The organism is Pseudomonas khorasanensis (assembly GCF_014268505.2).
Taxonomy (GTDB): Bacteria; Pseudomonadota; Gammaproteobacteria; order Pseudomonadales; family Pseudomonadaceae; genus Aquipseudomonas; species Aquipseudomonas khorasanensis.
Genome location: NZ_JABWQP020000001.1, coordinates 469118 through 490220 on the forward strand (window position 1 = coordinate 469118; position 21103 = coordinate 490220).

General features: G+C 61.1%; 21 protein-coding genes. 9 read left to right on the forward strand and 12 right to left on the reverse strand.

The genetic code is table 11. From position 1 onward, the window contains the following. Positions 1 to 47 precede the first annotated feature (47 nt). The 5 genes from HU727_RS02275 to HU727_RS02295 all read right to left on the reverse strand — a co-directional run bounded on the left by HU727_RS02275 (position 48) and on the right by HU727_RS02295 (position 5031). Positions 48 to 1397 carry an APC family permease gene (locus HU727_RS02275; protein ID WP_186528077.1) on the reverse strand — a complete coding sequence of 450 codons (1350 nt, stop codon included), beginning with the start codon at positions 1395 to 1397 and terminating at the stop codon, positions 48 to 50. 68 nt (positions 1398 to 1465) lie between these two features. Next, positions 1466 to 2218: an N-formylglutamate amidohydrolase gene (locus HU727_RS02280; RefSeq protein WP_186528078.1), complete on the reverse strand. Its 753-nt coding sequence runs from the start codon at positions 2216 to 2218 to the stop codon at positions 1466 to 1468. After that, on the reverse strand, positions 2202 to 3533 hold the full coding sequence (locus tag HU727_RS02285; RefSeq protein WP_186528079.1) for a type I glutamate--ammonia ligase: 1332 nt from the start codon (positions 3531 to 3533) through the stop codon (positions 2202 to 2204). The genes HU727_RS02280 and HU727_RS02285 overlap by 17 nt, the downstream gene beginning before the upstream one ends. Continuing rightward, complete coding sequence (locus tag HU727_RS02290; RefSeq protein ID WP_186528080.1) at positions 3530 to 4174, reverse strand: cysteine hydrolase family protein; 645 nt, start codon at positions 4172 to 4174, stop codon at positions 3530 to 3532. Before HU727_RS02290 ends, HU727_RS02285 begins: the two co-directional genes overlap by 4 nt. A 2-nt stretch (positions 4175 to 4176) precedes the next feature. After that, positions 4177 to 5031 (reverse strand): MurR/RpiR family transcriptional regulator, encoded by an 855-nt coding sequence (locus tag HU727_RS02295; protein ID WP_186528081.1) that lies wholly within the window; start codon positions 5029 to 5031, stop codon positions 4177 to 4179. A 318-nt stretch (positions 5032 to 5349) separates the two neighbouring features. On the opposite strand from HU727_RS02295, the gene HU727_RS02300 reads away from it, so the two are divergent. Next, positions 5350 to 5919 carry a histidine phosphatase family protein gene (locus tag HU727_RS02300; protein ID WP_186528082.1) on the forward strand — a complete coding sequence of 190 codons (570 nt, stop codon included), beginning with the start codon at positions 5350 to 5352 and terminating at the stop codon, positions 5917 to 5919. Further along, positions 5919 to 6674: a precorrin-6A synthase (deacetylating) gene (gene cobF, locus HU727_RS02305; protein WP_186528083.1), complete on the forward strand. Its 756-nt coding sequence runs from the start codon at positions 5919 to 5921 to the stop codon at positions 6672 to 6674. Before HU727_RS02300 ends, cobF begins: the two co-directional genes overlap by 1 nt. 216 nt (positions 6675 to 6890) lie before the next feature. Here cobF and HU727_RS02310 read toward each other — a convergent pair whose 3' ends face one another. Genes HU727_RS02310 through HU727_RS02320 form a run of 3 tightly spaced genes read right to left on the reverse strand, consistent with a single transcriptional unit; the run spans position 6891 to position 9472 of the window. Next, positions 6891 to 8072: an acetyl-CoA C-acetyltransferase gene (locus tag HU727_RS02310; RefSeq protein WP_186528084.1), complete on the reverse strand. Its 1182-nt coding sequence runs from the start codon at positions 8070 to 8072 to the stop codon at positions 6891 to 6893. A gap of 11 nt (positions 8073 to 8083) precedes the next feature. Then, on the reverse strand, positions 8084 to 8749 hold the full coding sequence (locus HU727_RS02315; protein ID WP_186528085.1) for a CoA transferase subunit B: 666 nt from the start codon (positions 8747 to 8749) through the stop codon (positions 8084 to 8086). 24 nt (positions 8750 to 8773) lie between these two features. Then, positions 8774 to 9472, reverse strand: a complete 699-nt coding sequence (locus tag HU727_RS02320) for a CoA transferase subunit A (protein ID WP_186528086.1) — start codon at positions 9470 to 9472, stop codon at positions 8774 to 8776. Positions 9473 to 9773: 301 nt separating this feature from the next. Between HU727_RS02320 and HU727_RS02325 the strand changes: the two genes are divergently transcribed. After that, positions 9774 to 10709, forward strand: coding sequence for a LysR family transcriptional regulator (locus HU727_RS02325; protein ID WP_186528087.1), 936 nt, complete (start codon positions 9774 to 9776; stop codon positions 10707 to 10709). Positions 10710 to 10753: 44 nt separating this feature from the next. On the opposite strand, the gene HU727_RS02330 is transcribed toward HU727_RS02325, so the two are convergent. Further along, a complete protein-coding gene (locus HU727_RS02330; protein WP_186528088.1) occupies positions 10754 to 11371 on the reverse strand; it encodes a DNA-3-methyladenine glycosylase family protein in 618 nt (205 codons plus the stop codon). A gap of 75 nt (positions 11372 to 11446) precedes the next feature. Further along, complete coding sequence (locus tag HU727_RS02335) at positions 11447 to 12529, reverse strand: bifunctional transcriptional activator/DNA repair enzyme AdaA (RefSeq protein WP_186528089.1); 1083 nt, start codon at positions 12527 to 12529, stop codon at positions 11447 to 11449. 108 nt (positions 12530 to 12637) lie between these two features. On the opposite strand from HU727_RS02335, the gene HU727_RS02340 reads away from it, so the two are divergent. Beyond that, positions 12638 to 13072 (forward strand): VOC family protein, encoded by a 435-nt coding sequence (locus HU727_RS02340; protein ID WP_186528090.1) that lies wholly within the window; start codon positions 12638 to 12640, stop codon positions 13070 to 13072. On the opposite strand, the gene HU727_RS02345 is transcribed toward HU727_RS02340, so the two are convergent. Next, entirely contained in the window at positions 13051 to 14172 is a 1122-nt protein-coding gene (locus HU727_RS02345) for a carboxylate-amine ligase (protein ID WP_186528091.1), read from the reverse strand. The genes HU727_RS02340 and HU727_RS02345 overlap by 22 nt on opposite strands. Positions 14173 to 14331: 159 nt before the next feature. On the opposite strand from HU727_RS02345, the gene HU727_RS02350 reads away from it, so the two are divergent. From HU727_RS02350 to HU727_RS02370, 5 genes are all read left to right on the forward strand, one after another. Further along, positions 14332 to 14607 (forward strand): hypothetical protein, encoded by a 276-nt coding sequence (locus HU727_RS02350; protein ID WP_186529315.1) that lies wholly within the window; start codon positions 14332 to 14334, stop codon positions 14605 to 14607. A gap of 45 nt (positions 14608 to 14652) precedes the next feature. After that, complete coding sequence (gene mqo, locus HU727_RS02355) at positions 14653 to 16290, forward strand: malate dehydrogenase (quinone) (protein ID WP_437180371.1); 1638 nt, start codon at positions 14653 to 14655, stop codon at positions 16288 to 16290. Between the two features lie 181 nt (positions 16291 to 16471). Then, on the forward strand, positions 16472 to 17077 hold the full coding sequence (locus HU727_RS02360; protein WP_186528093.1) for a biliverdin-producing heme oxygenase: 606 nt from the start codon (positions 16472 to 16474) through the stop codon (positions 17075 to 17077). Then, positions 17074 to 19311 carry an ATP-binding protein gene (locus HU727_RS02365; protein WP_186528094.1) on the forward strand — a complete coding sequence of 746 codons (2238 nt, stop codon included), beginning with the start codon at positions 17074 to 17076 and terminating at the stop codon, positions 19309 to 19311. The genes HU727_RS02360 and HU727_RS02365 overlap by 4 nt, the downstream gene beginning before the upstream one ends. A gap of 193 nt (positions 19312 to 19504) precedes the next feature. After that, positions 19505 to 20092: a LysE family translocator gene (locus HU727_RS02370; RefSeq protein ID WP_186528095.1), complete on the forward strand. Its 588-nt coding sequence runs from the start codon at positions 19505 to 19507 to the stop codon at positions 20090 to 20092. A gap of 71 nt (positions 20093 to 20163) precedes the next feature. Here the strand turns inward: HU727_RS02370 and HU727_RS02375 are convergent, their stop codons facing one another. Continuing rightward, positions 20164 to 20997, reverse strand: coding sequence for an AraC family transcriptional regulator (locus HU727_RS02375; protein ID WP_186528096.1), 834 nt, complete (start codon positions 20995 to 20997; stop codon positions 20164 to 20166). Positions 20998 to 21103: the final 106 nt, after the last annotated feature.

Sequence of the window (21103 nt, forward strand, 5' to 3'; positions counted from 1 at the left end):
AAATCGGCGGTCGCCTGATTTGTTGTCAGACGCCGCTCTTTTTCTTGTCAGCCTTTGCTCGGATCGGGCAGCACCGTGCTGGCGCCAAGTTTGTTGAGGAAGAACAGGTAAACCAGGCCCAGGGCAATCCAGATCAGGCCGAGCTTCTGCGCATCGACGCCCATGTTGTACATGATGGCTGCGACGATGATGAAGCCGATCACCGGGCAGATCAGATGGCGTACAACCTGACCCGACTTCTGCCGACGCCAGTAGTGGTTGATCACGGTCAGGTGCAGCAGCATGAAACCGCTGAGGGCGCCGAAGTTGATCAGTGAGGTGAGGATGTCCACCGCATTGATGAACAGGTAGCAGATGAGCAGCGACAATACCGCCACCAGATAGATGCTCAAGTACGGCGTGTTGTGTTTCGGGTGAACCCTGGCGAGCACCTTCGGCAACTTGCCGTCGCGCGCCATGCCGAACAGCAGGCGAGACACAGCGGCCTGCGAGGTAATCGCCACGGCCACGCCCCAGGCCAGCGCCGTCGCCACGGCCGTCAGGGTTGCCAGCCAGCTACCGGCAGCGATTTCAGCAATTTCATAGAACGCAGTGTCGGCGGATTTGAAGCCCATGCCCGCCGCCAGGTCGGTGGCGATCCACGTCTGTACGACGAAAATCGTGCCCATGACGGCCAGAGTGATCAGGGCCGCCTTGCCAACGCTGCGGCCCGGGTCTTCCTTGATTTCTTCGGCGAGTGTCGAGATCGCGTCGAAGCCGAGGAACGACAGCACGGCGATCGACACCGCTTGCATCAGCAGGGCGAAGTTGAAGGTTTGCGGGTGATACAGCGGCGCCAGCGTCAACTCGCCGTTACCGCCTCCGTTGTGCAGCGCATTCCAGGCGTAGAACAGGAAAATCCCCAGCACCACCAGTTGCGCCAGCAGGAAGACGATGTTCATCCGCGCCGTGAAAGTGATGCCACGCAGGTTGACGAAAGTCGCGCTGACCAGGAAGGCCAGAATGAAACCGACCTTGGGGATGTCCGGGTACAAGTGGTTGAGGGCCATCGCCGCGTACAGATACAGCAGCGGCGGAATCAGCAGATAGTCGAGCAACATCAGCCAGCCGGCAATGAAACCGACGTGTTGATTAAGGCCGCGCTGGGCGTAGGAATAGACCGAGCCGGCGATCGGAAACGCCTTGGCCATACTGCCGTAGCTGAGGGCGGTAAACAGCATTGCCACCATGCCGATGATGTACGCCAGCGGCACCATTCCTGGCGCCTCGGCGTTCACGTAGCCATACACACCGAACGGGGCGATGGGGATCATGAAGACCATCCCGTATACCACCAGATCGGTCAGCGTCAGGCTACGTTTCAACTCTTGCTTGTAGCCGAAATCTTCAATTTCCATGAAGCGCAACTCCTTGTCAGCCTTCGGTCGTTTTAGTTGTTCTTTCGGTCCATCGTTTACCGCGGTTCTTACAGCAAAGGTGCGAGGTAGCCGGCCCAGCGCGAGACCGCTTCGGGGCTGTGCAGCAGATCATTGCGCACTTCGATCAACACCGCGTCCAGACCTCGGGCATCGCCGTGCACCGGCACGGTCATGTCGCCCAGCGGATCGATTTTGTACGGCTGGTTGCCGGCGACTTTCAGCGGATGCGCCGCCAGTCCGTCAAGCAAACGCTGCGCATAGGCTTCGGCCTGGCCAAACAATACGCCGATTTCCAGTGGTCGCGGCTGGCCGTAATACACCGGCGTGAAGCTGTGAATGCCCACCACGCGCACCGCCTGGCCTCGTGCAACGCGCGCGTCGATCAAGGTTTGCAAGCGCGCATGGAACGGTTTGAACAGGGTCTGGCGGCGGTACTCGCGGGTGGCTTCGTCCAGCTCGCGGTTGCCGGGAATCGGATAGATCTCGCTTTGCAGCGGGATGCTGTCGTGTGCATGGCGCGGGCGATTGAGATCAATCAGCAGTCGAGAATAATTGGCGCTCAACAGCGTGGCGCCCAGTTGCTCAGACAACTGTTCGGCCAGTTGCAGCGCGCCGATGTCCCAGGCGATGTGTTCGCGCGCAGCCGCTTCGTCCAGGCCCAGACTGTTCAGGGCATCGGGGATGTAACGGCTGGCGTGTTCGCACACGAGGATCAACGGGTTCGTCGAGTCCTCGCGGTTCAGGTTGTAGACCGGCCGGGTGTACAAGCCCAGCTCGGCGGATTCAGTACAGGCGTGCATAGTGCTCACACAGGTCAGCGGGCGAGAGCTGTTCCGTCAGCGCCAGTTCCTCGGTTTTAAGGGCGTGGTAGGTATCGAGCAACGGCTTGGGCAACCACTCGTTGAAGGCTGCACTGTCACGCAGGCAATCCAGCGCCTGGGCCAGCGAGGCGGGCAGGGCAACGATGCCCCGGGCCTTGCGTTGCTCGTCGTTGAGTGAATCGGGAGTTTCATCGGTGATTGCGTTCAGCGCCAGACGCTGTTCGATGCCCAGCCGCCCGGCGATCAGCAGCGCGGCCATGGCCAGGTGCGGCGAGGCGGTGGCGTCCATGGCGCGGAACTCAAGGTTGAACTGGTCAGCGGCAGATTTGCCGCCCAGGGTTACGGTCGGGCAGATGCGCAGCGCCGCTTCACGGTTCTGTTGCCCCAGGCAGGCGTAGGACGCGCTCCAGTGGTGCGGCTGCAAGCGCTCGTACGACACCGGCGTCGGCGCCGTGAACGCACACAAGGCTGGCAGATAGTGCAGAACCCCGGCGGCCCAGTGCTGCCCGAGGCTCGACAGGCCGTTGCTGGTGCCGGCGTCGTAGAACATCGGTTGGCCGGCAAGATCAAGCAGGCTGACGTGCAGATGCACGCCGTTGCACACCGCCTCGGCGGACGTCTTCGGTGCGAAGCTCAGCCCCAGGCCCATCTGCCGGGCGATTTCCCGAGTGATCTCGCGCACATTGACCGCGCGGTCCGCTGCCGCCACGCCAAGGGCCGGGCGACAGGTGATTTCGTATTGATGCTTGCCGTATTCGGGCAGGAACATTTCCGGCTCGACCCCGCCGGCGCGCAAGGCGCTGAGCAGCCAGCCACCGAATTCGGCGCCCTGACGCTGGGCTTCGAGGGAAAACGCCGCGTGTTCGGCGGATCCGGCATGCAGGTTGAATTCGTGCTCGAACGCGGCGTTCACCTGCAAGCCCAAGCCATCGCGATAACGCTCGATTTCATCGCGCAGCAGTGTGCGCGGGCAGGCACCCCAATGGCGCCCGTCGGTTTCGCGGATGTCGGCATGGATGAAGTCCAGCGCCGGCGCCTCGGCATTCGGGCCACCGACGACAGTGACGCGGCTGCTCAGGTCAGGGATCAGACGCAAGTCGCCATACGCGCCCCATGGATTGCTCGAGGCGATGATGTCTTGCGGCGTCAATGCGCTGTTTGCCGGGACCCAGCCACAACCGGCCGCTTGGTAATGCTCAAGCTCATCGGTGGGAAACGAGCGACCACGGGTGATGCCGATCAGGTCAGTGGTGACCAGAGTCGTCATCGGCAGCGGCGTCAGGCGGGCGCTCATCGCTGCATCTCCTGCAAACGACCGAGGACGGTGGCGGTGTCGGTGATCCAGCAATAACCCTTGATCGCATTCAGGCAGGCGTCATGGCGTTCGGCGCTATAGGTGGCGCAGGCGTCTTCGACCAGTGTCACCAGATAGCCACGGTCGGCGGCATCGCGCACGGCCATGTCGACGCACTGATCGGTGACGATGCCGGCGATAACCAGATGACGGGTTTGCAGGTTGCGCAGCACGTAGTCGATGTTGGTCGAGTTGAACACCCCGGACGAGGTCTTCGGTAGCACGATCTCATTCTCGGCCGGCGTCAATTCATCAATGATCCGGGCTTGCACGCTGCCTTTGGGCAGGTGCATGTCTGACAGCTTGTGATCCAGCGAGCGGTCGCGGCCGTCGGCGGTCAGGCTTTCGATAATCGTGTGCAGGACGTTCTGTCGCGCCCGGCGAAAGGCGTTGAGCAGACGTTGTTGATTGGGCACCACCTGCGCGTGCGCACGCTGGAGGAAATACTCGGCGTCCGGCCCACTCAGGTGCGGGTCGAATTGCTGTTCGAGCCAGGCACGCTGCATGTCCACCAGCAATAAAGCGGTGTGATCCAGTGCAAACGGCAGGTCCCGTGGCGAGCGGTGGGGAAGACTGAACATCCTTATTTTTCCTCCAGCAGGTGAGTCCCGAAATCATTGCGCAGGGCGTCGATGCCTTCCAGGCGATCGGCCGGGTCCGGGCCGCGCAGGGTCAGGCAGGCAATCAGCGCCTCGACCTGAGCCAGTGCCGGCACCATGGTGTCGAACGGGGACGCCGATTCCACCGGCGCACTGATGATCAGGTCGGCCATTTCGCGCAACGGCGAGGCGTAGACATCGGTGAACAGGACCACGCGCGCATTGTTGTTCTTCGCCGCCCGGGCGACGCGCAGGGCTTGCGTCTGATAACGACGGTAGTCGAACACCAGCACCACGTCCTGGCGTTGCAGGTCGAACAAGCGGTCAGGCAGCAGCGTGTTGTCTTCCAGGGCGAAGCAGCCGGGGCGCAGCAGGCGCAGGTGATTGAGCAGATACGAGGCCATCAGAATGCTGAAGCGGCCGCCGAAGCAGTAGACCTGATGGCGGGTGTCGAGCAGCCACTCCACCAATATGCGCACGTCTTCGGGTTGGGTCAGGGCCTGGGTGTCGATCAGCAAACGGTGGCTGTCGGCCAGATAATGACCCCAGGCGTCGTCCTTGTTCTGGTGCGAGCGCGGCTGTAAAAGAGTACGTGGCGAACGCAATCGGTGGTCCATGTCGCTGAGCAGCGCTTCCTGGAACTCGGCATAACTGCCAAAACCCAGCTTTTTCACCAGCCGCACGATGGTCGGGTCACTGACACCAGCGTGCTCAGCCAGACGCGCCATGGGCCCGAGGCCGTTGCGCGGATACTGATCAAGCAAGGCACGGACGACTTTGCGCTCTGAGGGCGTAAGGTCCAGACCGGGGTCGGTGATCAGGTCTCTGAGAGGGGGCATCCGGGCTCCTGCTGGATGGGGTGTCGAATTCGTTTCACAATTCGGTAAAAGAGTATTTATGTAATGGGCGTTACATGTCTAGCGAATTTTTTGTTGCGTTTAAACAGCACCAAAATCGTGCGAGAACCCCGTGTTACAAGGGCTACGCCGAGGTCACCGCGGGTTGTAGTCCTTTGCCTAAAGTGGTGTCAGACATTGCCTGCTCGCTGTGGGGCTGCTTTGGATCAGGCGACGCTGAACGCCCGGGTTTTACGGCACAATGACCACGATTCGGCTTCGAGCCGCTGATTTTCATGATCTTCGATCGAGTAACTGCTTGTGCTGAGTAGCCGTTTGACACTGATCTGCCATGCGCGAACCGTCGCACAAAAACTGGCGCGTTTTCCTACGAATGAACCTGTTGAAGATTCGGCTGCAGCGTCTGACGCGTTCAGGGCGCGATTCGCCGGAACTCGGCGCCTGATCTGCGGGCCGGAGCTGCGAACCCGGCAAACGGCGGCGTGGTTCGGTGTCGATGTGCAGGTTGATGAAGCTCTGCGTGATTGCGACTGGGGGCGCTGGCACGGACAGTCGATCAAGGACTTGCAAGCCAATGAAGCGGCTGCCTTGCACGCCTGGCTGACCGATCCTGAAGCGACACCCCATGGAGGCGAATCCCTCAGGCAGTTGGCAGAGCGTGTCGCGACATGGCTGGAAACGGTCGCGGCGACGCCCGGGCATGTGGTGGCCGTCACCCATCCGCATTTTGTGCGAACGGCGTTAATGCAGGTGCTTGAGGGCGCGGCGCTCACTGCGATTGATGTCGAGCCGTTGTCGATCATCGAGTTGCGCTTCAACGGAACCTGGCGGCTACGCTTGCCGGGTATGGACCAACAAGGGGCAACCTGATGAAACATCTGCTGGTCATCGGCATCGGCGCAGGCAATCCCGACTACATCACGATGCAGGCGGTGAAAGCGCTGAATCGGGTCGATGTGTTCTTCCTGATGGATAAAGGCAAGAGCAAGCAGGCGCTGATCGATCTGCGCCGCGAGATTTGCGAGCGCTACATCACGGATCACACCTACCGTTTCGTCGAAGCCGTCAGTCCGGAACGCGAAAGGGGCGAGGGCGACTACACGGCGAGCGTCGATGCGTTGAATCGCGCCAGGCAACAGACCTTCGAGCGGCTGATCAATGAGCAATTATATGACGGCCAGTGCGGCGGTTTCCTGGTGTGGGGCGACCCGGCGTTGTACGACAGCACGCTGCGGATCCTTCAGGCAATCCAGGCGGCGGGTCGCTGTGAGTTCGATTACGAAGTGATTCCCGGCATCTCCAGTGTCCAGGCGTTGGCGGCCCAGCACAAAATACCCTTGAACACGATCGGCCGTTCTGTGGAAATCACCACGGGCCGGCGGCTGGCAGCGGGGCAGTCGGGTGAGGCGGACAGCATCGTGGTGATGCTCGACGCCGAGGATTCATATCAGCAGGTGGCGGATCGGGACACGGAGATTTATTGGGGCGCGTACCTGGGCACGCCGGACGAAATTCTCATCAGCGGCAGGCTGGCGGATGTGGCGGAGGAGATTGAGCACGTGCGCAAAGCTGCGCGGGCGGAGCATGGGTGGATCATGGATATCTATCTGTTGCGCAAGCCCTAAGTGTTCGCCGCCCGGTCTGTCCTCTTCGCGAGCAGGCTCGCTCCCACAGGGGAAATGTGCTTCAAATGTGGGAGCGAGCCCGCTCGCGAAGGGGGCAGCCCCTTCACCTCGGATTCTGGACTTACAACAAAAACCCGGTGCAACACAAGTCGCACCGGGTTTTTGTTGTCAGCCAATGGCGGATGTCGTGGATTCGCCGTTGGCCTTTACTCTTTTTTAAACGCGTTCCAGCGCCAGCGCCACACCCTGGCCACCGCCGATGCACAAGGTCGCCAGACCTTTTTTCGCATCGCGCTTGATCATTTCATGCAGCAGCGTCACCAGCACGCGGCAGCCCGACGCACCGATCGGGTGACCGAGAGCGATGGCGCCGCCGTTGACGTTGACCTTGTCCAGATCCCATTGCAGATCCTTGGCGACGGCCAGCGATTGCGCGGCGAACGCTTCGTTGGCTTCGATCAGGTCGAGCTGGCCGATGTTCCAACCCGCCTTGTCCAGGCAACGGCGGGTGGCCGATACCGGGCCGATGCCCATGATCGCCGGGTCGACCCCGGCGTTGGCGTAGGCGGCGATTCTGGCCAGTACCGGCAGCCCGAGCGCTTTGGCTTTTTCGGCGCTCATCAGAATGACGGCAGCAGCACCGTCGTTCAGCGAAGAAGCGTTGCCCGCGGTGACGCTGCCGTCCTTTTTGAAGGCCGGACGCAGTTTGGCCAGCGACTCGGCGGTGGTGTCGCCGCGTGGCTGCTCATCCGTCCTGAACGCGACCGGGTCGCCCTTGCGCTGCGGAATCAGGATCGGGGTGATCTCATCGACGAAGCGACCGGCCTCAATCGCGGCGGCAGCTTTTTGCTGCGACGAGGCGGCAAAGGCGTCTTGTTGCTCGCGGCTGATCTCGTATTTTTCGACCAGATTCTCGGCGGTGATGCCCATGTGGTAATCGTTGAACGCATCCCACAGGCCATCGCTGATCATGGTGTCGACGATTTGCGCATGACCCATGCGCAAGCCAGTGCGTGCACCCGGCATCACGTAATTGGCCAGGCTCATGTTTTCCTGACCGCCAGCGATGATCACCTCGGCGTCACCGCAACGGATCGCTTGAGCGCCCAGGTGCAGCGCCTTGAGGCCCGAACCGCAGACCTTGTTCAACGTCATGGCCGGCACGGCATGGGGCAGGCCTGCCTTGATTGCCGCCTGACGCGCCGGGTTCTGGCCGGCACCGGCCGTCAGGACCTGGCCCATGATTACTTCATCAACCTGCGCACCGTCCAGCCCGGTCTGTGCGAGCAATTGGCGAATCACCGCCGCGCCCAGGTCAACGGCGGATACAGTGGCCAGAGAGCCCTGAAAACCGCCGATCGCGGTACGCGTGGCGGCAACAATGACGACGTCTTGCATGTGCGAATTCCTCACTGAGCAGCGAACTGCATTTCCGGGACATGATCAGGCACGATCAGTTTACCGGCGGTTTTGGCGACGATCTCTTCGACGCTGACGCCCGGCGCGCGCTCTTTGAGAATGAACGCGCCGTTCTCGATTTCCAGATAGGCGAGGTCCGTCAGCACGCGCTTGATGCAGCCGGCGCCCGTCAGCGGCAGGCTGCATCTTGATAGCAGCTTGGACTCACCGTCCTTGGACGCGTGGGTCATGATGACAATGATGTTGTCGGCACCGGCCACCAGATCCATGGCGCCACCCATGCCCTTGACCAGTTTGCCGGGAATCATCCATGAGGCGATGTTGCCTTCGACGTCTACTTCGAACGCGCCCAGCACGGTCAGATCGACATGGCCGCCACGGATCATCGCAAAGGACTCGGCCGAATTGAAGATCGACGCGCCGATGCGCGCGGTCACCGTTTGTTTGCCGGCGTTGATCATGTCGGCATCGATGGTCTCTTCAGTCGGAAAAGGCCCCATGCCGAGCAGGCCGTTTTCCGATTGCAGCATCACTTCCATGCCTTCGGGGATGTAGTTGGCGACCAGGGTCGGAATGCCGATGCCGAGGTTCACGTAGTAGCCGTCCTGCATTTCGCGGGCGACGCGCTGAGCCATTTGTTCGCGGGAAAGTGCCATGTTGTTATTCTCCGTAGCCCAGAATTATTTGCGGACGGTGCGCTGTTCGATGCGTTTTTCGAACGTGCTGCAAATGACCCGATCGACATAGATGCCCGGCGTATGAATCTGGCTGGGGTCCAGTTCGCCAGGCTCGACGATTTCTTCGACTTCGACCACGGTGATCTTGCCGGCGGTAGCAGCCAGCGGATTGAAATTCTGCGCGGTGTGACGGTAAACAACGTTGCCGAAGTGGTCGGCTTTCCAGCCTTTGACGATGGCGAAGTCGCCAGTGATGGATTCTTCCATCAGGTATTTGCGACCCTTGAATTCACGCACCTCTTTGCCTTCGGCGACTGGAGTGCCGACGCCGGTGGCGGTGAAGAAGGCCGGAATGCCGGCGCCGCCTGCGCGCATTTTTTCGGCGAGAGTGCCTTGCGGGGTCAGAATGACTTCGATGTCGCCTTTGAGCAGTTGCTCTTCGAAGAGCTTGTTTTCGCCCACGTAAGAGGCGATGACTTTGCTGATCTGACGGTCGGTGAGCAGCACGCCCAGGCCGAAACCGTCGACGCCGCAGTTGTTGGAGACGACGGTGAGGTCGCGGGTGCCTTTGCGCTTGATCTCGGCGATCAGGTTTTCCGGAATGCCACACAGGCCAAAGCCGCCGGCGATGACGGTCATGCCGTCCTCGAGCCCGGCGAGGGCTTCCTCGTAGGAACTCACGCGCTTGTCGAAACCTGCCATATGCACCTCTTTTCTTATTTGCGGGCGGCTGGCTAGCCGAATGACTGGAGTGTCTCTCTGTGGAATATATTTGTTAAGTTGATTTTTACGGTGGATTGATTGATAAAACTCACTATTGGGGGCCTGATCGTCCCCTCCGCGTGGGAACGCCTCTAGGGACGCTCTGCGTCCAGTGACGCGGAGCGTCACGGCTGCATTCCCACGCGGGAGCGTGGGAACGACCATCGCTGTAACGATCACCGTGTTGCGGCCTGCGGCTTGCAGCTCATAACTTGCAGCTTACAACTGAAGCGAAGCGCCCATGACCATAAAACAGATTCGCGCCTTTCTCGCCGTGGCCCACAGCTTGAGTTTTGCCGTGGCCTGCGAGCGTCTGCACCTGTCGCAGTCAGCGTTGAGCCTGACGATCAAAGCGCTGGAGGAGGGGCTGGGCGGGCGGCTGTTCAGCCGAAATACGCGCAACGTCGCCCTGACGCCGGAAGGCGAATCCCTGCTGCCGCTGGCCCGCCGGTTGATTGCCGACTGGGACAACGCCGAAGACGAGATGCGCCAGCGTTTCAGTCTGCAACGCGGGCGCGTGACGCTGGCGGCGATGCCGTCGTTTGCCGGCAATCTGCTTCCACCGATCCTCAAGAGTTTTCGCGCGCGTTATCCGAACGTCAATGTCACGGTCAACGACGTGATCAATGAGCAGGTGCTGGAAATGGTTCGCGATCGCCAGGTTGAACTCGGTGTGGCGTTCGCGCCGATGCAAAGCACTTCGATGACGTTCACGCCTTTGTATGTGGATCGCTTTGTCGCGGTGGTGCCAGCGGATTCAGCGTTGGCCGATCGCGCCGACATCGATTGGCAGACCTTGCTGCAGGAGCCGTTCATCACGCTGCAGCGGCCATCGACGGTGCGCGTCATGCTCGAAGAACATCTGCAGGCGCGAAATATGAAGCTGCCGGTGGAGTTCGAGAGCCATCAATTGGCGACAGTCGGCCGGATGGTTGCCAGCGGGCTTGGGGTCAGCGCGGTGCCGGCGTTGTGCGCGGGCCAGATGCAGGAGCTTGGCGCGCACTGCCTGACGCTGAACGATTCGGTCGAGCGGGCGATTGGTGTGTTGACCGAGCCGGGCAATGAATTGTCGGCGGCGGCGCAAGCGCTGTTCGACATCCTCAAGGCTGAAGACCTGCAGCGCCAGTTTGATTTTCCCATCAACTCAGCCCGAGAACGCAAGGCAGTCGACCGTTGATTCAGTGTGGGAGCGAGCCTGCTCGCGAAAAACGATAACGCGGTCTAGACCTTGGCCACGCGCCATAGATACCAGGCCGCGACTGTCCGGTAAGGGCTCCATGCCTGGCCAATCTCGATCATCTGCCGGCGCGTCGGTTGTACGTCCAGTCCTTTCAGGCGCCGATAACCTTCGCGCACGCCGAAGTCATCGGCGGGCAGGATGTCCATGCGTTCGAGGCTGTAGATCAGCAGCATTTCCACCGTCCAGCGACCGACGCCACGCAGGCTGGTGAGGCGTTCGATCAGGGTTTCATCGTCCAACGCCCGCGCAGTCGGGTAGTCCGGGACAACGCCATCCAGCGTCGCTTGCGCGATGCCCTGAATCGTCGCGATCTTGCTCGCTGAAAATCCGCAACGGCGCAGTTGCTCGACCTCGGTAGCCAGCACCTGTTCTGGACGAGGAAATGCCTGACCCGGAAACAACCCCACCAACCGCCCGAGAATCGCATCGCCGGCCTTGGCATGCAGCTGCTGATAGGCAATCGCCCGCACCAGCGATTCATACGGATCGCGTGCCGGATGCGGCTGATGCAGGCAAGGGCCGACAGCTTCGATGTGGCGTTGCCAGTCGGCATCCACCGCAGCCAGAAAAGTGCTGGCCGCGTCATAAACGTCAGCCATGCTGTTTCAGGTGCAACGGGTGAAACCGCGCGTCGAACGTACTCATCGACATTCCTTCTCGTTGGATTGAATGCTTCAAAAAGCCAGTTGTTGGGTCATTTGCAGCGCGGCGTTTTCCAGTCTGAGCAGAAACGCCTTGCGCGGCTGTCCTCCACCATAGCCGGTCAGCGCGCCGTCCGCGCCGATGACCCGGTGACATGGGACCACAATCGACAGCCGATTGTGCCCGTTGGCCAGACCCACGGCACGGCTGGCGCCGGGTTTGCCGAGTCCCGCCGCGATGGCGCCGTAGGTGCTGGTGTGGCCGTAGGGAATTTGCAGCAAAGCTGCCCAGACCTCACGGGCGAACGCGCTCCCGGGCAAATGCAGCTGTACGCTGAACTGAGTGAGCTTGCCGGCGAAATAATCTGCCAACTGCCCTTCGATCTGCTGCAAATGCGCGTTGTGCCCCGGCGCGACCGCGTAGCCATAACGGTTCTGCAAAACTTCGACTTCGCGGGTCAGCGCCGGCCGGTCGAGAAATTCCAGCAGCACCAGTCCACGGCGTTCGGCCATGGCAATCATTGGCCCCAACGGGGTGGTCAGGCGGGTGAACAGCAACGGCTCACTATTGGCCGCGCGGCCCGGAGTGATGTGGAAAGACTTTTGAAACGCGTCGCGAAAACCGCTGAGTGATTCATAGCCGGAATCGAACGCGGCGTGATCGATTGACGTGCCCTGCTTGATGCCGCCCAGCGCCATGCCCAGCCGACGGGTGCGCAGCCACGCATGGAAGGTCATGCCGAAGTGCTGTTTGAACCAGCGCCGCAGCTTCAGCGGCTCGATGCCTTCGGCGAGCAATTGCGCATCGCTCCAGCGTCGTTCGGGATCGGCGTCCACGGCGTTGAGCAGACGCTGCACCCAATCCGGGGCGATGGCGGCAGCGTCCAGCGGTTTGCAACGCAGGCAGGCGCGATAACCGGCGCACAGGCACTCATCGGCATGGGCGAAGAATTCGACGTTTTCCGGTTTCGGTTTGCGCGCCGTGCAACTGGGGCGGCAGAAGATCCCGGTGGTTTTCACGGCCGTGAAGAACACGCCTTCGTAGGCAGTGTCGCGTTCAAGCATGGCGCGAACCATTTCGGCGTGGGGCGGCAGGACAGCGCTGGGTATGTTCATAACGTGAGGTTAAAACCGCTTTGTCGATGACTCCACCGAAAAATCGACAGTGAATTTTTTCGATTGTGCACCACAATGACCGGGTCGCCGCTTTTGAGGAAGCAAACCATGCATCCCTTTTCCATTGAACGCATCGATCACATTGTGCTGCGCGTCGCCGATCTGCAACGCAGCATCGAATTCTACGGCAAGGTGTTTGGTGCCGAAGTGGTCCGGCATAACGAACCGCTGGGGCTGGTACACCTGCGTGCCGGCACCTCGATGATCGATCTTGTTGATCTGCTGGGCGAACTGGGGCGCAAGGGCGGGGGCGCGGCGCAAGCGCAGAAGCGCAACGTCGACCACTTCTGCCTGCGCATCGAGCCGTTTGACGAAGCCGCGTTGGCTGCTCACTTGCAGTCCTGCGGTCTGACCGTGGAAAAAGCAGCCAGGCGCTTCGGCGCCGAGGGCTACGGTCTGTCTCTGTATTGCTTTGATCCGGACGGCAACCAGGTCGAACTCAAGGGCCGGTCTGAGAGCGATCAGCCGGCGACCGTTTCCTGAAGCAACAGATCGGTCACTTGCGCCAGAACCGAAAGGCCAACGTGTGGTTGCGCCATGGCCTGATCAAACAGCGCCAATTGCCGATCAGCACTGGTGCCGCCATCAATGATTGCGCGAGCACGCTCAAATAGCTGCGGCGTGCCCAGTCCCTGCGCGGTGTCTGCGAAGCGCTGCTCGGCCAGTGCGAGCCATTGCCCAATCGAACAGTCTCCGTCGATGCCCTCGACAATGAAGCGGCCATGGATGCCGAAGCGCTTGGCGCGCCAGCGATTCTCGCCCAGCATCGAACGGGCTGTTTGGTCGTACAACAAGCCGGGCCGTCGTTGTGCGCTGGCGTGAGCAACCAGAACGCGGAAAAACGCCGCGAGGGTCAGCGCATCGTCCACCCGAGGGCACGCGTCGGTCATGCGCAATTCGAGGGTCGGATAGCGCACCGCCGGGCGAATTCCCCACCAGCATTCGCCGGGCTGGCTGATGGCGCCGACGCGCGACAGAAACGCGAGGTGTTCGTCGTAATGGCGCTGATCGACAAACAGCGGCGGGATGCCCATGCGGGGCCACTCATCACACGCGGTCTGGCGATAACTCATGAAACCGCTGCTGGCGCCGTCCCACAATGGCGACGAACAGCTCAGCGCGAGCAGTAGCGGCGTCCACGGCAACACTTCGTTCATCACCGCGATGCGATCAAGGGGCTGCGCCACTTCGACATGCACATGCAGCCCCGACAAGACGCTGCGCCGCGCCACATGGCCGTAACGTTCGAACAGCTGATGGAAGTGCTCCTCGTCGGTGGCGACCTGCTCGCGCCAGTCGGCCAGCGGATGACTGCCAGCGCAGACCACGCCCAGACCAAAAGGCTCAAGGGCTTCGCGCAAGGCCTGGCGGCTGCCGCGCAAAAAATCACTGGCCTGAGCGAATTCGCTGAATATCGGCGAGGCGACTTCAATCTGCCCTTGAAACATTTCCGTGGCAAACCATGCGCCCATGACCTCACGACAGGCCTCAATCGCCTGAAACGGTGGGCTGCCGACCATTTTCAGGGTCTTGAGGTCTGTGACGAAATACTCTTCCTCAATGCCAAAGCGCGGATCGGTCATGGGCGTGCTCAAGCGGCTATTTCCCATGGGAACCGCGCGCGGCAGCGGTGGTTCAAGCCAGACGACCATTGAAGTGCGCGAACCGTTGGTCTTTTCCATCGCACTTGAAAGTCCGGTGCCGTTCCAAACAAGTCCGAACCACGTTTTCTGGAGGCAGACATGAACAACCCATCCAGCAACGACAAAGCGCTCAATGAAACCATCAATCCCAACGACGACGGCTTCGTGATCAGTACGGCCGGGCGCGACGAAGATCCCAACGCCACGACAGACTGGGACCATGCCCCCGATTCCGGAGAGGCCATGACGCCGGAAGATACCCGGGGCCTGCCCGGTTATCCCGGTGCCGAAAAAGCCGACGCTTCCAAACCCTTGCCTGACGCCGGCGTACCGGCCAATGGTGATCCATCCGTGCAAAACGACATCGCCGACTAAACTGGTCTTGCCGACAGAGCCCAAGGAGGCCCCATGAATAACCCGATGCGCAAATGTGCACTGGTCGCCTTGACCCTCTCGGTCAGCATTGGCCAGGCGTATGCCGAACAAACCAAACGCGTTGACGTGATGCTGGTGGGTGGCGGCATCATGAGTTCGACGCTGGCGGTCTGGCTCAGTGAACTGGAGCCGGGCTGGTCGATGGAAATGGTCGAGCGCCTGGACAAGGTCGCGGAGGAAAGCTCCAACGGCTGGAACAATGCGGGCACCGGCCACTCGGCGCTTGCGGAGCTGAACTACACGCCGGAAAAGGACGGCAAGGTGGATATCACCAAGGCTGTCGAAATCAACGAGGCGTTCCAGATCACCCGGCAGTTTCTCGCATGGCAGGTCAAAAACGGCGTGTTGAAAAATCCGCGTTCGTTCATCAATTCCACTCCGCACATGAGTTTTGTCTGGGGCGATGACAACATCCGATTCCTGAAGAAACGCTACGAGGCTTTACAGGCCAGCCCGCTGTTCCGCCCCATGCAGTACTCCGAAGACCCGGCGCAGATCAAGCAATGGGTGCCGTTGATGATGGAAGGGCGCGACCCGTCACAGAAGATCGCCGCCACCTGGACGCCGATCGGCACCGACGTCAATTTCGGCGAGATCACCCGCCAGTTCGTCAGCCATCTGCAAAGCCGCGACAACTTCGACCTCAAACTGTCCACCGAAGTACGCGACATCACCCGCAACGACGACGGCTCATGGCACGTTGAATACAAGAACCTCAAGGACGGCACCACAGCCGCAACCGACGCCAAATTTCTCTTCATCGGCGCGGGCGGCGCAGCGTTGCCGCTGTTGCAGAAGGCCGGTATTGATGAAGCGAAAGAATACGCCGGGTTCCCGGTGGGCGGCTCGTTTCTGGTCACGGACAACCCCGAGGTCGCCAAGCGGCACATGGCCAAGGCCTATGGCATCGCCTCGACCGGCGCGCCGCCGATGTCGGTGCCGCACCTCGACACGCGGGTGCTCGATGGCAAACGGGTGATTCTGTTTGGCCCGTTTGCGACGTTCTCCACCAAGTTCCTCAAGGAGGGTTCGTATTTCGATCTGCCGGCAAGCACGACCCTGCATAACCTCTGGCCGATGGTGCGGGTCGGCGTGCGTGAGTTCGATCTGGTGCAGTATCTGGCCGGTCAGTTGATGCAGTCGGACGATGACCGTTTCGAAGCCTTGAGAACTTATTTCCCCCACGCGAAAAAAGAGGAATGGCGGTTGTGGCAAGCCGGCCAGCGCGTGCAGATCATCAAGAGGGACGAGCAGCAGGGCGGGGTGCTCAAGCTGGGTACCGAAGTGGTGGCGTCGAAGGATGGCAGCATCGCCGCGCTTCTCGGCGCCTCGCCCGGGGCCTCGACCGCGGCGCCAATCATGCTCGATCTGATGGGCAAGGTATTCAAAGACAAACTGGCCTCCGCGCCCTGGCAGCAAAAGGTGCGTGAGATCGTGCCCAGCTATGGCACGCACCTGAACGAGCATCCGGACAAGGTCATGGAGGAGTGGCGCTACACCAGCGAAGTACTGCAACTCACGCCGCCACCGGGGATCGATCAGGCGCCACCGCAGAACCCGCCGGGCAACGTCGACGCGATCCAGCAGAAGAGTCTCGACAGCGATCCCGAGCTCAAGCCCTGAGAACGGCAAGCGTGGCGGCGGCCGAACTTTTCGGCACCGTCGCCACTCAGAAGCAGTCACAGGGCCGTGGTCCGGCAGAAAAAACTGGTTTGGCAGTCAGGATTACTGCCTGGCGTGATAAATTCCCTCGTCGTGCCTACCCCAGAATGGCCCCCGCCGGGTCCCACCAAGAGCGATCTACATGCAAGCAAAGGCCCGTGAGGTTTATGTGCCACCGGTGCTGCAAGATCTGCGGGCCGGCACCGCCGAACTGCACATCGCACTGGAAAAACGCCTTCCTTTTTTTTCCGACACCCTTGATACCCAGGCTTTTGTGCAGTTGATGCAGGCCTATTACGGTTTTTATCAGCCACTGGAACAGGCGTTGCTCGACAGCGGCGCGATCCCCGACGATTTCGATCTGATGCCTCGTTTGAAGGCTGCAACCCTGCGCGCCGATCTGCAGGCACTGGGCGCAAGCGCAACCACGCCGCCGCTGTGCCAGGAACTGCCACTGATCGATTCCAGCGCCGCCAGCCTCGGCGTGTTGTACGTGCTCGAAGGCGCCACCCTGGGCGGGCAGATCCTGCGCCGCGAAATCGCCGCTCGCTTGAACCTGGATGCCGACAACGGCGCCGCGTTCCTCGATATTTACGGCGCGGCCACCGGGCGGCGCTGGCGCGATTTCATCGAATACCTGGGCAGCCGGCCTTTCGATGCCACCGAACGCGCGGCCGTCGTGAGCGCAGCACAAACTACATTCGCCTGTTTCGAGCAGTGGCTCGAGCGCCAGGAGGTACTGGCATGAACCCGCAAGACCCTCAAGCCTTTGAAGAATTGCTCGCCAACTGTGCCGACGAGCCGATCCGTTTTCCCGGCGCGATCCAGCCCCACGGTTTGCTGCTGACCCTGAGCGAGCCTGCGCTGCAGATCATTCAGGTCAGCGCCAACGTCGAAACAATGCTGGATCGCTCGCCGCAGCCGTTGATCGGTCAACCGCTGGCCAGCCTGATCGGCGTCGAGCACACCGCGCAAGTGGTTGAGGCCTTGCAGCAATCGGCGTTTTCCGCGGCGCAGCCGCTGCATTTCGAACTCAACGGCACGGCATTCGAGGGCCTGTTGCATCGGCACCAGGGCGTGCTGATTCTTGAGCTGGAAGTCCACGAGAACAATTTCCAGCCACGCAACGTCGCCGGGGTCAAAACCCACCTGGGCCGCCTGCTTCAGCGCCTGCAAGCGGCGACCACGCTGCAGGCCTTGTACGACATCAGCGTCAAGGAAATCCAGGCCATGACCGGTTACGACCGGGTGCTGATCTACCGTTTCGAGGAGGAGGGCCACGGTCAGGTCATCGCCGAAGCGTCCGATCCTTCGATGGAAGTGTTCAATGGCCTGTTCTTCCCGGCCTCGGACATTCCCGAGCAGGCGCGCGAGCTGTATCGCACCAACTGGCTGCGCATCATCCCCAACGCCGATTACCAGCCGGTGCCGCTGGTGCCGAAGCTGCGCCCCGACACCGGGAAGCCGCTGGACCTGAGTTTTGCCACCCTGCGCAGCGTGTCGCCGATTCACTGTCAGTACATGAAGAACATGGGCGTGTTGTCGTCGATGAGCATTTCTTTGCTCAAGGGTGACAAGCTCTGGGGCCTGATCAGCTGCGGCAATCGCCAGCCGCTGCACGTGCCGCATGAATTGCGCATGGCCTGCCAGACCATCGGCCAGGTCTTGTCGCTGCAGATCAGCGCGATGGAAACCCTTGAGCTCACTCGCCAGCGCGAAGAAAAGGTCGAGGCGCTGGCGCGGCTTAATCAGGCCATGATCGATTCGCCGCAAAATGTCTTCGACGGCCTCGCTCGGCAGCCCGCGACGCTGATGGCGCTGGCCAGTGCCGGCGGCATCGCGATTATCGAAGACAAGCAGTTGCACCGTTACGGCAACTGTCCAGAGCCGGAAGAAATTCGCGCGTTGCACAAATGGCTGCAAGAGCGCGGTGAACCGGTGTTTGCCAGCCATCACCTGTCCAGCGTTTATCCGCCAGCGGCGCAGTATCAGCAGGTTGCCAGCGGGGTGCTCGCCATGAGTCTGCCCAAACCGGTGGACAACGGCGTGCTGTGGTTCCGTCCCGAGGTGAAGGAAAACATCAACTGGAGTGGCGATCCGCGCAAACCGCTGGACCTGGAAAACTCCGACGCCGGTTTGCGCCTGCGTCCGCGCACTTCGTTCGAAATCTGGAAAGTCGAAATGGCGGGGATCTCCGTCAAGTGGAGCCACGGTGACTTGTTTGCGGCCAATGATCTGCGTCGCTCGGCACTGGAAAACGATCTGGCCCGGCAGGTGCGCCGCGAGCAGGAAGCGGTGCGCGCCCGTGATGAGCTGGTGGCCGTTGTTTCTCATGATCTGCGCAACCCGATGACGGTCATCTCGATGCTCTGCGGCATGATGCAAAAAGCCTTCAGCTCGGATGGCGCGCACACCTCGCGGCGCATCTCCACGGCCATCGACACCATGCAGCAGGCCACGGCGCGGATGAACACGTTGCTGGAAGATCTGCTCGACACGTCAAAAATCGACGCCGGGCGCTACACAATCACCCCGCAGCTGCTGGACGTCGGACACATCTTCGAAGAAGCCCAGGCGTTGCTCTTGCCGCTGGCGCAGGTCAAGGACATCAGCATTTCCTTTCAGGCCGATCCTGATCTGCGCATCCACGCCGACCCCGAGCGGTTGTTCCAGGTGCTGTCGAACCTGGTCGGCAATGCGATCAAATTCACCCCGCGCCGAGGTACGGTGGGTGTGCATGCCAAATCGGTCGGCGATGAAATCGTCTTCACCGTGCGTGACAGCGGCGAAGGCATTCCCAAGGAGCACTTGCCTCACGTATTCGATCGTTACTGGACGATAAAGGAAGGCAACCCGACCGGCACCGGCCTCGGCTTGTACATTACCCAAGGCATCGTCGAAGCCCACGGCGGCCAGATATCCGCCGAGAGTGAGCCGGGGCAGGGCAGCGAATTCCGCTTCACCGTGCCGCGCCTGGCCTGATCTGCGCACATATGCCTCAGCAGGAGCTGCGGTAGTTCGGGACGCGGAGCGTCCCGGGCTGCATTCCCACGCAGAGCGTGGGAACGATCGGATGGCCCACCGCTTTGATGAGTCAGGGGCATTTTCTTCAATACCGGGAAGACGCCACTGGCTACCGTAGCCACCTCGTTCCTCGTTTTGAAGCAGGTGTGCGATGAGTCTTGTTGTTTCTATGGCCGCTTTTGCGCTGGCCGCCTCCATTACCCCCGGGCCGGTCAATATCGTGGCGCTGAGTTCCGGTGCGAAGTTCGGCTTTCGCGCCAGTCAGCGGCATGTGGCCGGGGCGACGCTGGGGTTTGTGCTGTTGCTGGTGCTGATGGGCCTGGGCCTGCACGAAGTCCTCGAGCTTTGGCCATTCATGACCCGCGTGGTGCAACTGGCCGGCGTGGCGTTTTTGCTGTTCATGGCCTGGAAGCTCGCCACCGACGACGGCCAGTTGAACACCCGCGACTCCGGTCGGGCACCGTCGATGCTTTACGGCGCGGTCATGCAATGGCTCAACCCCAAGGCCTGGCTGGCGTGCGTGGCGGGTATGGGCGCGTTTGTCGCCGATGGCGAGACCCGGCTGGTCTGGCAGTTTGCGGCGATCTATCTGGTGATCTGCTATGTCTCGGTGGGTTGCTGGGCGTATGCCGGGACGTTCCTGCGCGGGTATCTGGGCAACGCGGCAGGCATGCGCTGGTTCAATCGGTTGATGGCTTTGTTGCTGGCGGTTAGCGCGATGTATCTGCTGCTCACCTGATTCCCTGACCATGCACTCCCTTGTACTCGTCAGCTCCTACAGGGGGATCGATGTTTGTCCGTAGATCGGGTTCAGCCGCGATACTGCCCCGGTGTCGCCGCCAGATGCTGCTTGAACGCTCGCTGAAAATGCGCCTGATCGGCAAATCCCGCCTCCAGCGCCACATCGGCAATCAACCGTCCGCTGCGCAACTGTTCACGGGCGAACTGGATGCGTTGGTTGACCAAAAAAGCATGGGGCGTCATCCCGTAACGCTGTTTGAACGCACGAATCAGGTAGGACGGCGACAGCTGTGCCGCCGCGCAAATAGCGTCAAGGCTCAACACTTCGGTGCAATGTTCGCGGATGAAGTCCGCAGCGCGTTCCAGTTTGAAGTTGGGCTCACGCGTGGGCTGATCGGCCGGATTAAGGCGTGATTGCAGATCACTGAAAAATTCCACGGCCGCGCTCTGTTTGGCCAGCGCCTCCGGCTGGTCGTCGACCAACACGTCATACAAAGCCATCAACTTGCCAAACAACTCTGCATCCGCCAAATGCGTCTCTGCAAACCGGCGAAACTCAAGATCGACCGCAAACCCCAACTGATGCTGCAAATCCGTCAGCCACGGCGTCTCGACATACAACATCACATACGACCATGGCTCATCATCAATCGGGTTGCACGCATGCACATCGCCAGGATTCATCAGCACCACGGTGCCGGCCACCACTTCAGTCTGCGCTTGCTCATGCACATAGGTGCTGCGCCCGGCGGTGATTGCGCCGATGGAAAAGTGCGCATGGGAATGCCGGGCATAGCAGACTTCACGTCCATCGGCGATAGCGCGCGCCTCGATGAAGGGCAGAGCGTCGTCACGCCAGAAGCGCGGGGCTTTTTCAGGGTTTTTCGCGGCGGCGTGTCTCATCGTGATCCTTCCCGGCAGGTCTGCGCTCGAGTGTATTAGCTCTGGCCGTCGAACGCGCGTTGCAGTTCAGGCTTGAAACGCGTGCACGGGGTCGGGATGTCTGATG

Excerpts from the sequence above, each read along its gene's own strand:
- HU727_RS02275 (WP_186528077.1), bottom strand. The coding sequence starts at position 1,397 with ATGGAAATTGAAGATTTCGGCTACAAGCAAGAGTTGAAACGTAGCCTG.
- HU727_RS02280 (WP_186528078.1), bottom strand. The coding sequence starts at position 2,218 with ATGCACGCCTGTACTGAATCCGCCGAGCTGGGCTTGTACACCCGGCCG.
- HU727_RS02285 (WP_186528079.1), bottom strand. The coding sequence starts at position 3,533 with ATGAGCGCCCGCCTGACGCCGCTGCCGATGACGACTCTGGTCACCACT.
- HU727_RS02290 (WP_186528080.1), bottom strand. The coding sequence starts at position 4,174 with ATGTTCAGTCTTCCCCACCGCTCGCCACGGGACCTGCCGTTTGCACTG.
- HU727_RS02295 (WP_186528081.1), bottom strand. The coding sequence starts at position 5,031 with ATGCCCCCTCTCAGAGACCTGATCACCGACCCCGGTCTGGACCTTACG.
- cobF (WP_186528083.1), top strand. The coding sequence starts at position 5,919 with ATGAAACATCTGCTGGTCATCGGCATCGGCGCAGGCAATCCCGACTAC.
- HU727_RS02310 (WP_186528084.1), bottom strand. The coding sequence starts at position 8,072 with ATGCAAGACGTCGTCATTGTTGCCGCCACGCGTACCGCGATCGGCGGT.
- HU727_RS02315 (WP_186528085.1), bottom strand. The coding sequence starts at position 8,749 with ATGGCACTTTCCCGCGAACAAATGGCTCAGCGCGTCGCCCGCGAAATG.
- HU727_RS02320 (WP_186528086.1), bottom strand. The coding sequence starts at position 9,472 with ATGGCAGGTTTCGACAAGCGCGTGAGTTCCTACGAGGAAGCCCTCGCC.
- HU727_RS02325 (WP_186528087.1), top strand. The coding sequence starts at position 9,774 with ATGACCATAAAACAGATTCGCGCCTTTCTCGCCGTGGCCCACAGCTTG.
- HU727_RS02330 (WP_186528088.1), bottom strand. The coding sequence starts at position 11,371 with ATGGCTGACGTTTATGACGCGGCCAGCACTTTTCTGGCTGCGGTGGAT.
- HU727_RS02335 (WP_186528089.1), bottom strand. The coding sequence starts at position 12,529 with ATGAACATACCCAGCGCTGTCCTGCCGCCCCACGCCGAAATGGTTCGC.
- HU727_RS02340 (WP_186528090.1), top strand. The coding sequence starts at position 12,638 with ATGCATCCCTTTTCCATTGAACGCATCGATCACATTGTGCTGCGCGTC.
- HU727_RS02345 (WP_186528091.1), bottom strand. The coding sequence starts at position 14,172 with ATGACCGATCCGCGCTTTGGCATTGAGGAAGAGTATTTCGTCACAGAC.
- HU727_RS02350 (WP_186529315.1), top strand. The coding sequence starts at position 14,332 with ATGAACAACCCATCCAGCAACGACAAAGCGCTCAATGAAACCATCAAT.
- mqo (WP_437180371.1), top strand. The coding sequence starts at position 14,653 with ATGCGCAAATGTGCACTGGTCGCCTTGACCCTCTCGGTCAGCATTGGC.
- HU727_RS02360 (WP_186528093.1), top strand. The coding sequence starts at position 16,472 with ATGCAAGCAAAGGCCCGTGAGGTTTATGTGCCACCGGTGCTGCAAGAT.
- HU727_RS02365 (WP_186528094.1), top strand. The coding sequence starts at position 17,074 with ATGAACCCGCAAGACCCTCAAGCCTTTGAAGAATTGCTCGCCAACTGT.
- HU727_RS02370 (WP_186528095.1), top strand. The coding sequence starts at position 19,505 with ATGAGTCTTGTTGTTTCTATGGCCGCTTTTGCGCTGGCCGCCTCCATT.
- HU727_RS02375 (WP_186528096.1), bottom strand. The coding sequence starts at position 20,997 with ATGAGACACGCCGCCGCGAAAAACCCTGAAAAAGCCCCGCGCTTCTGG.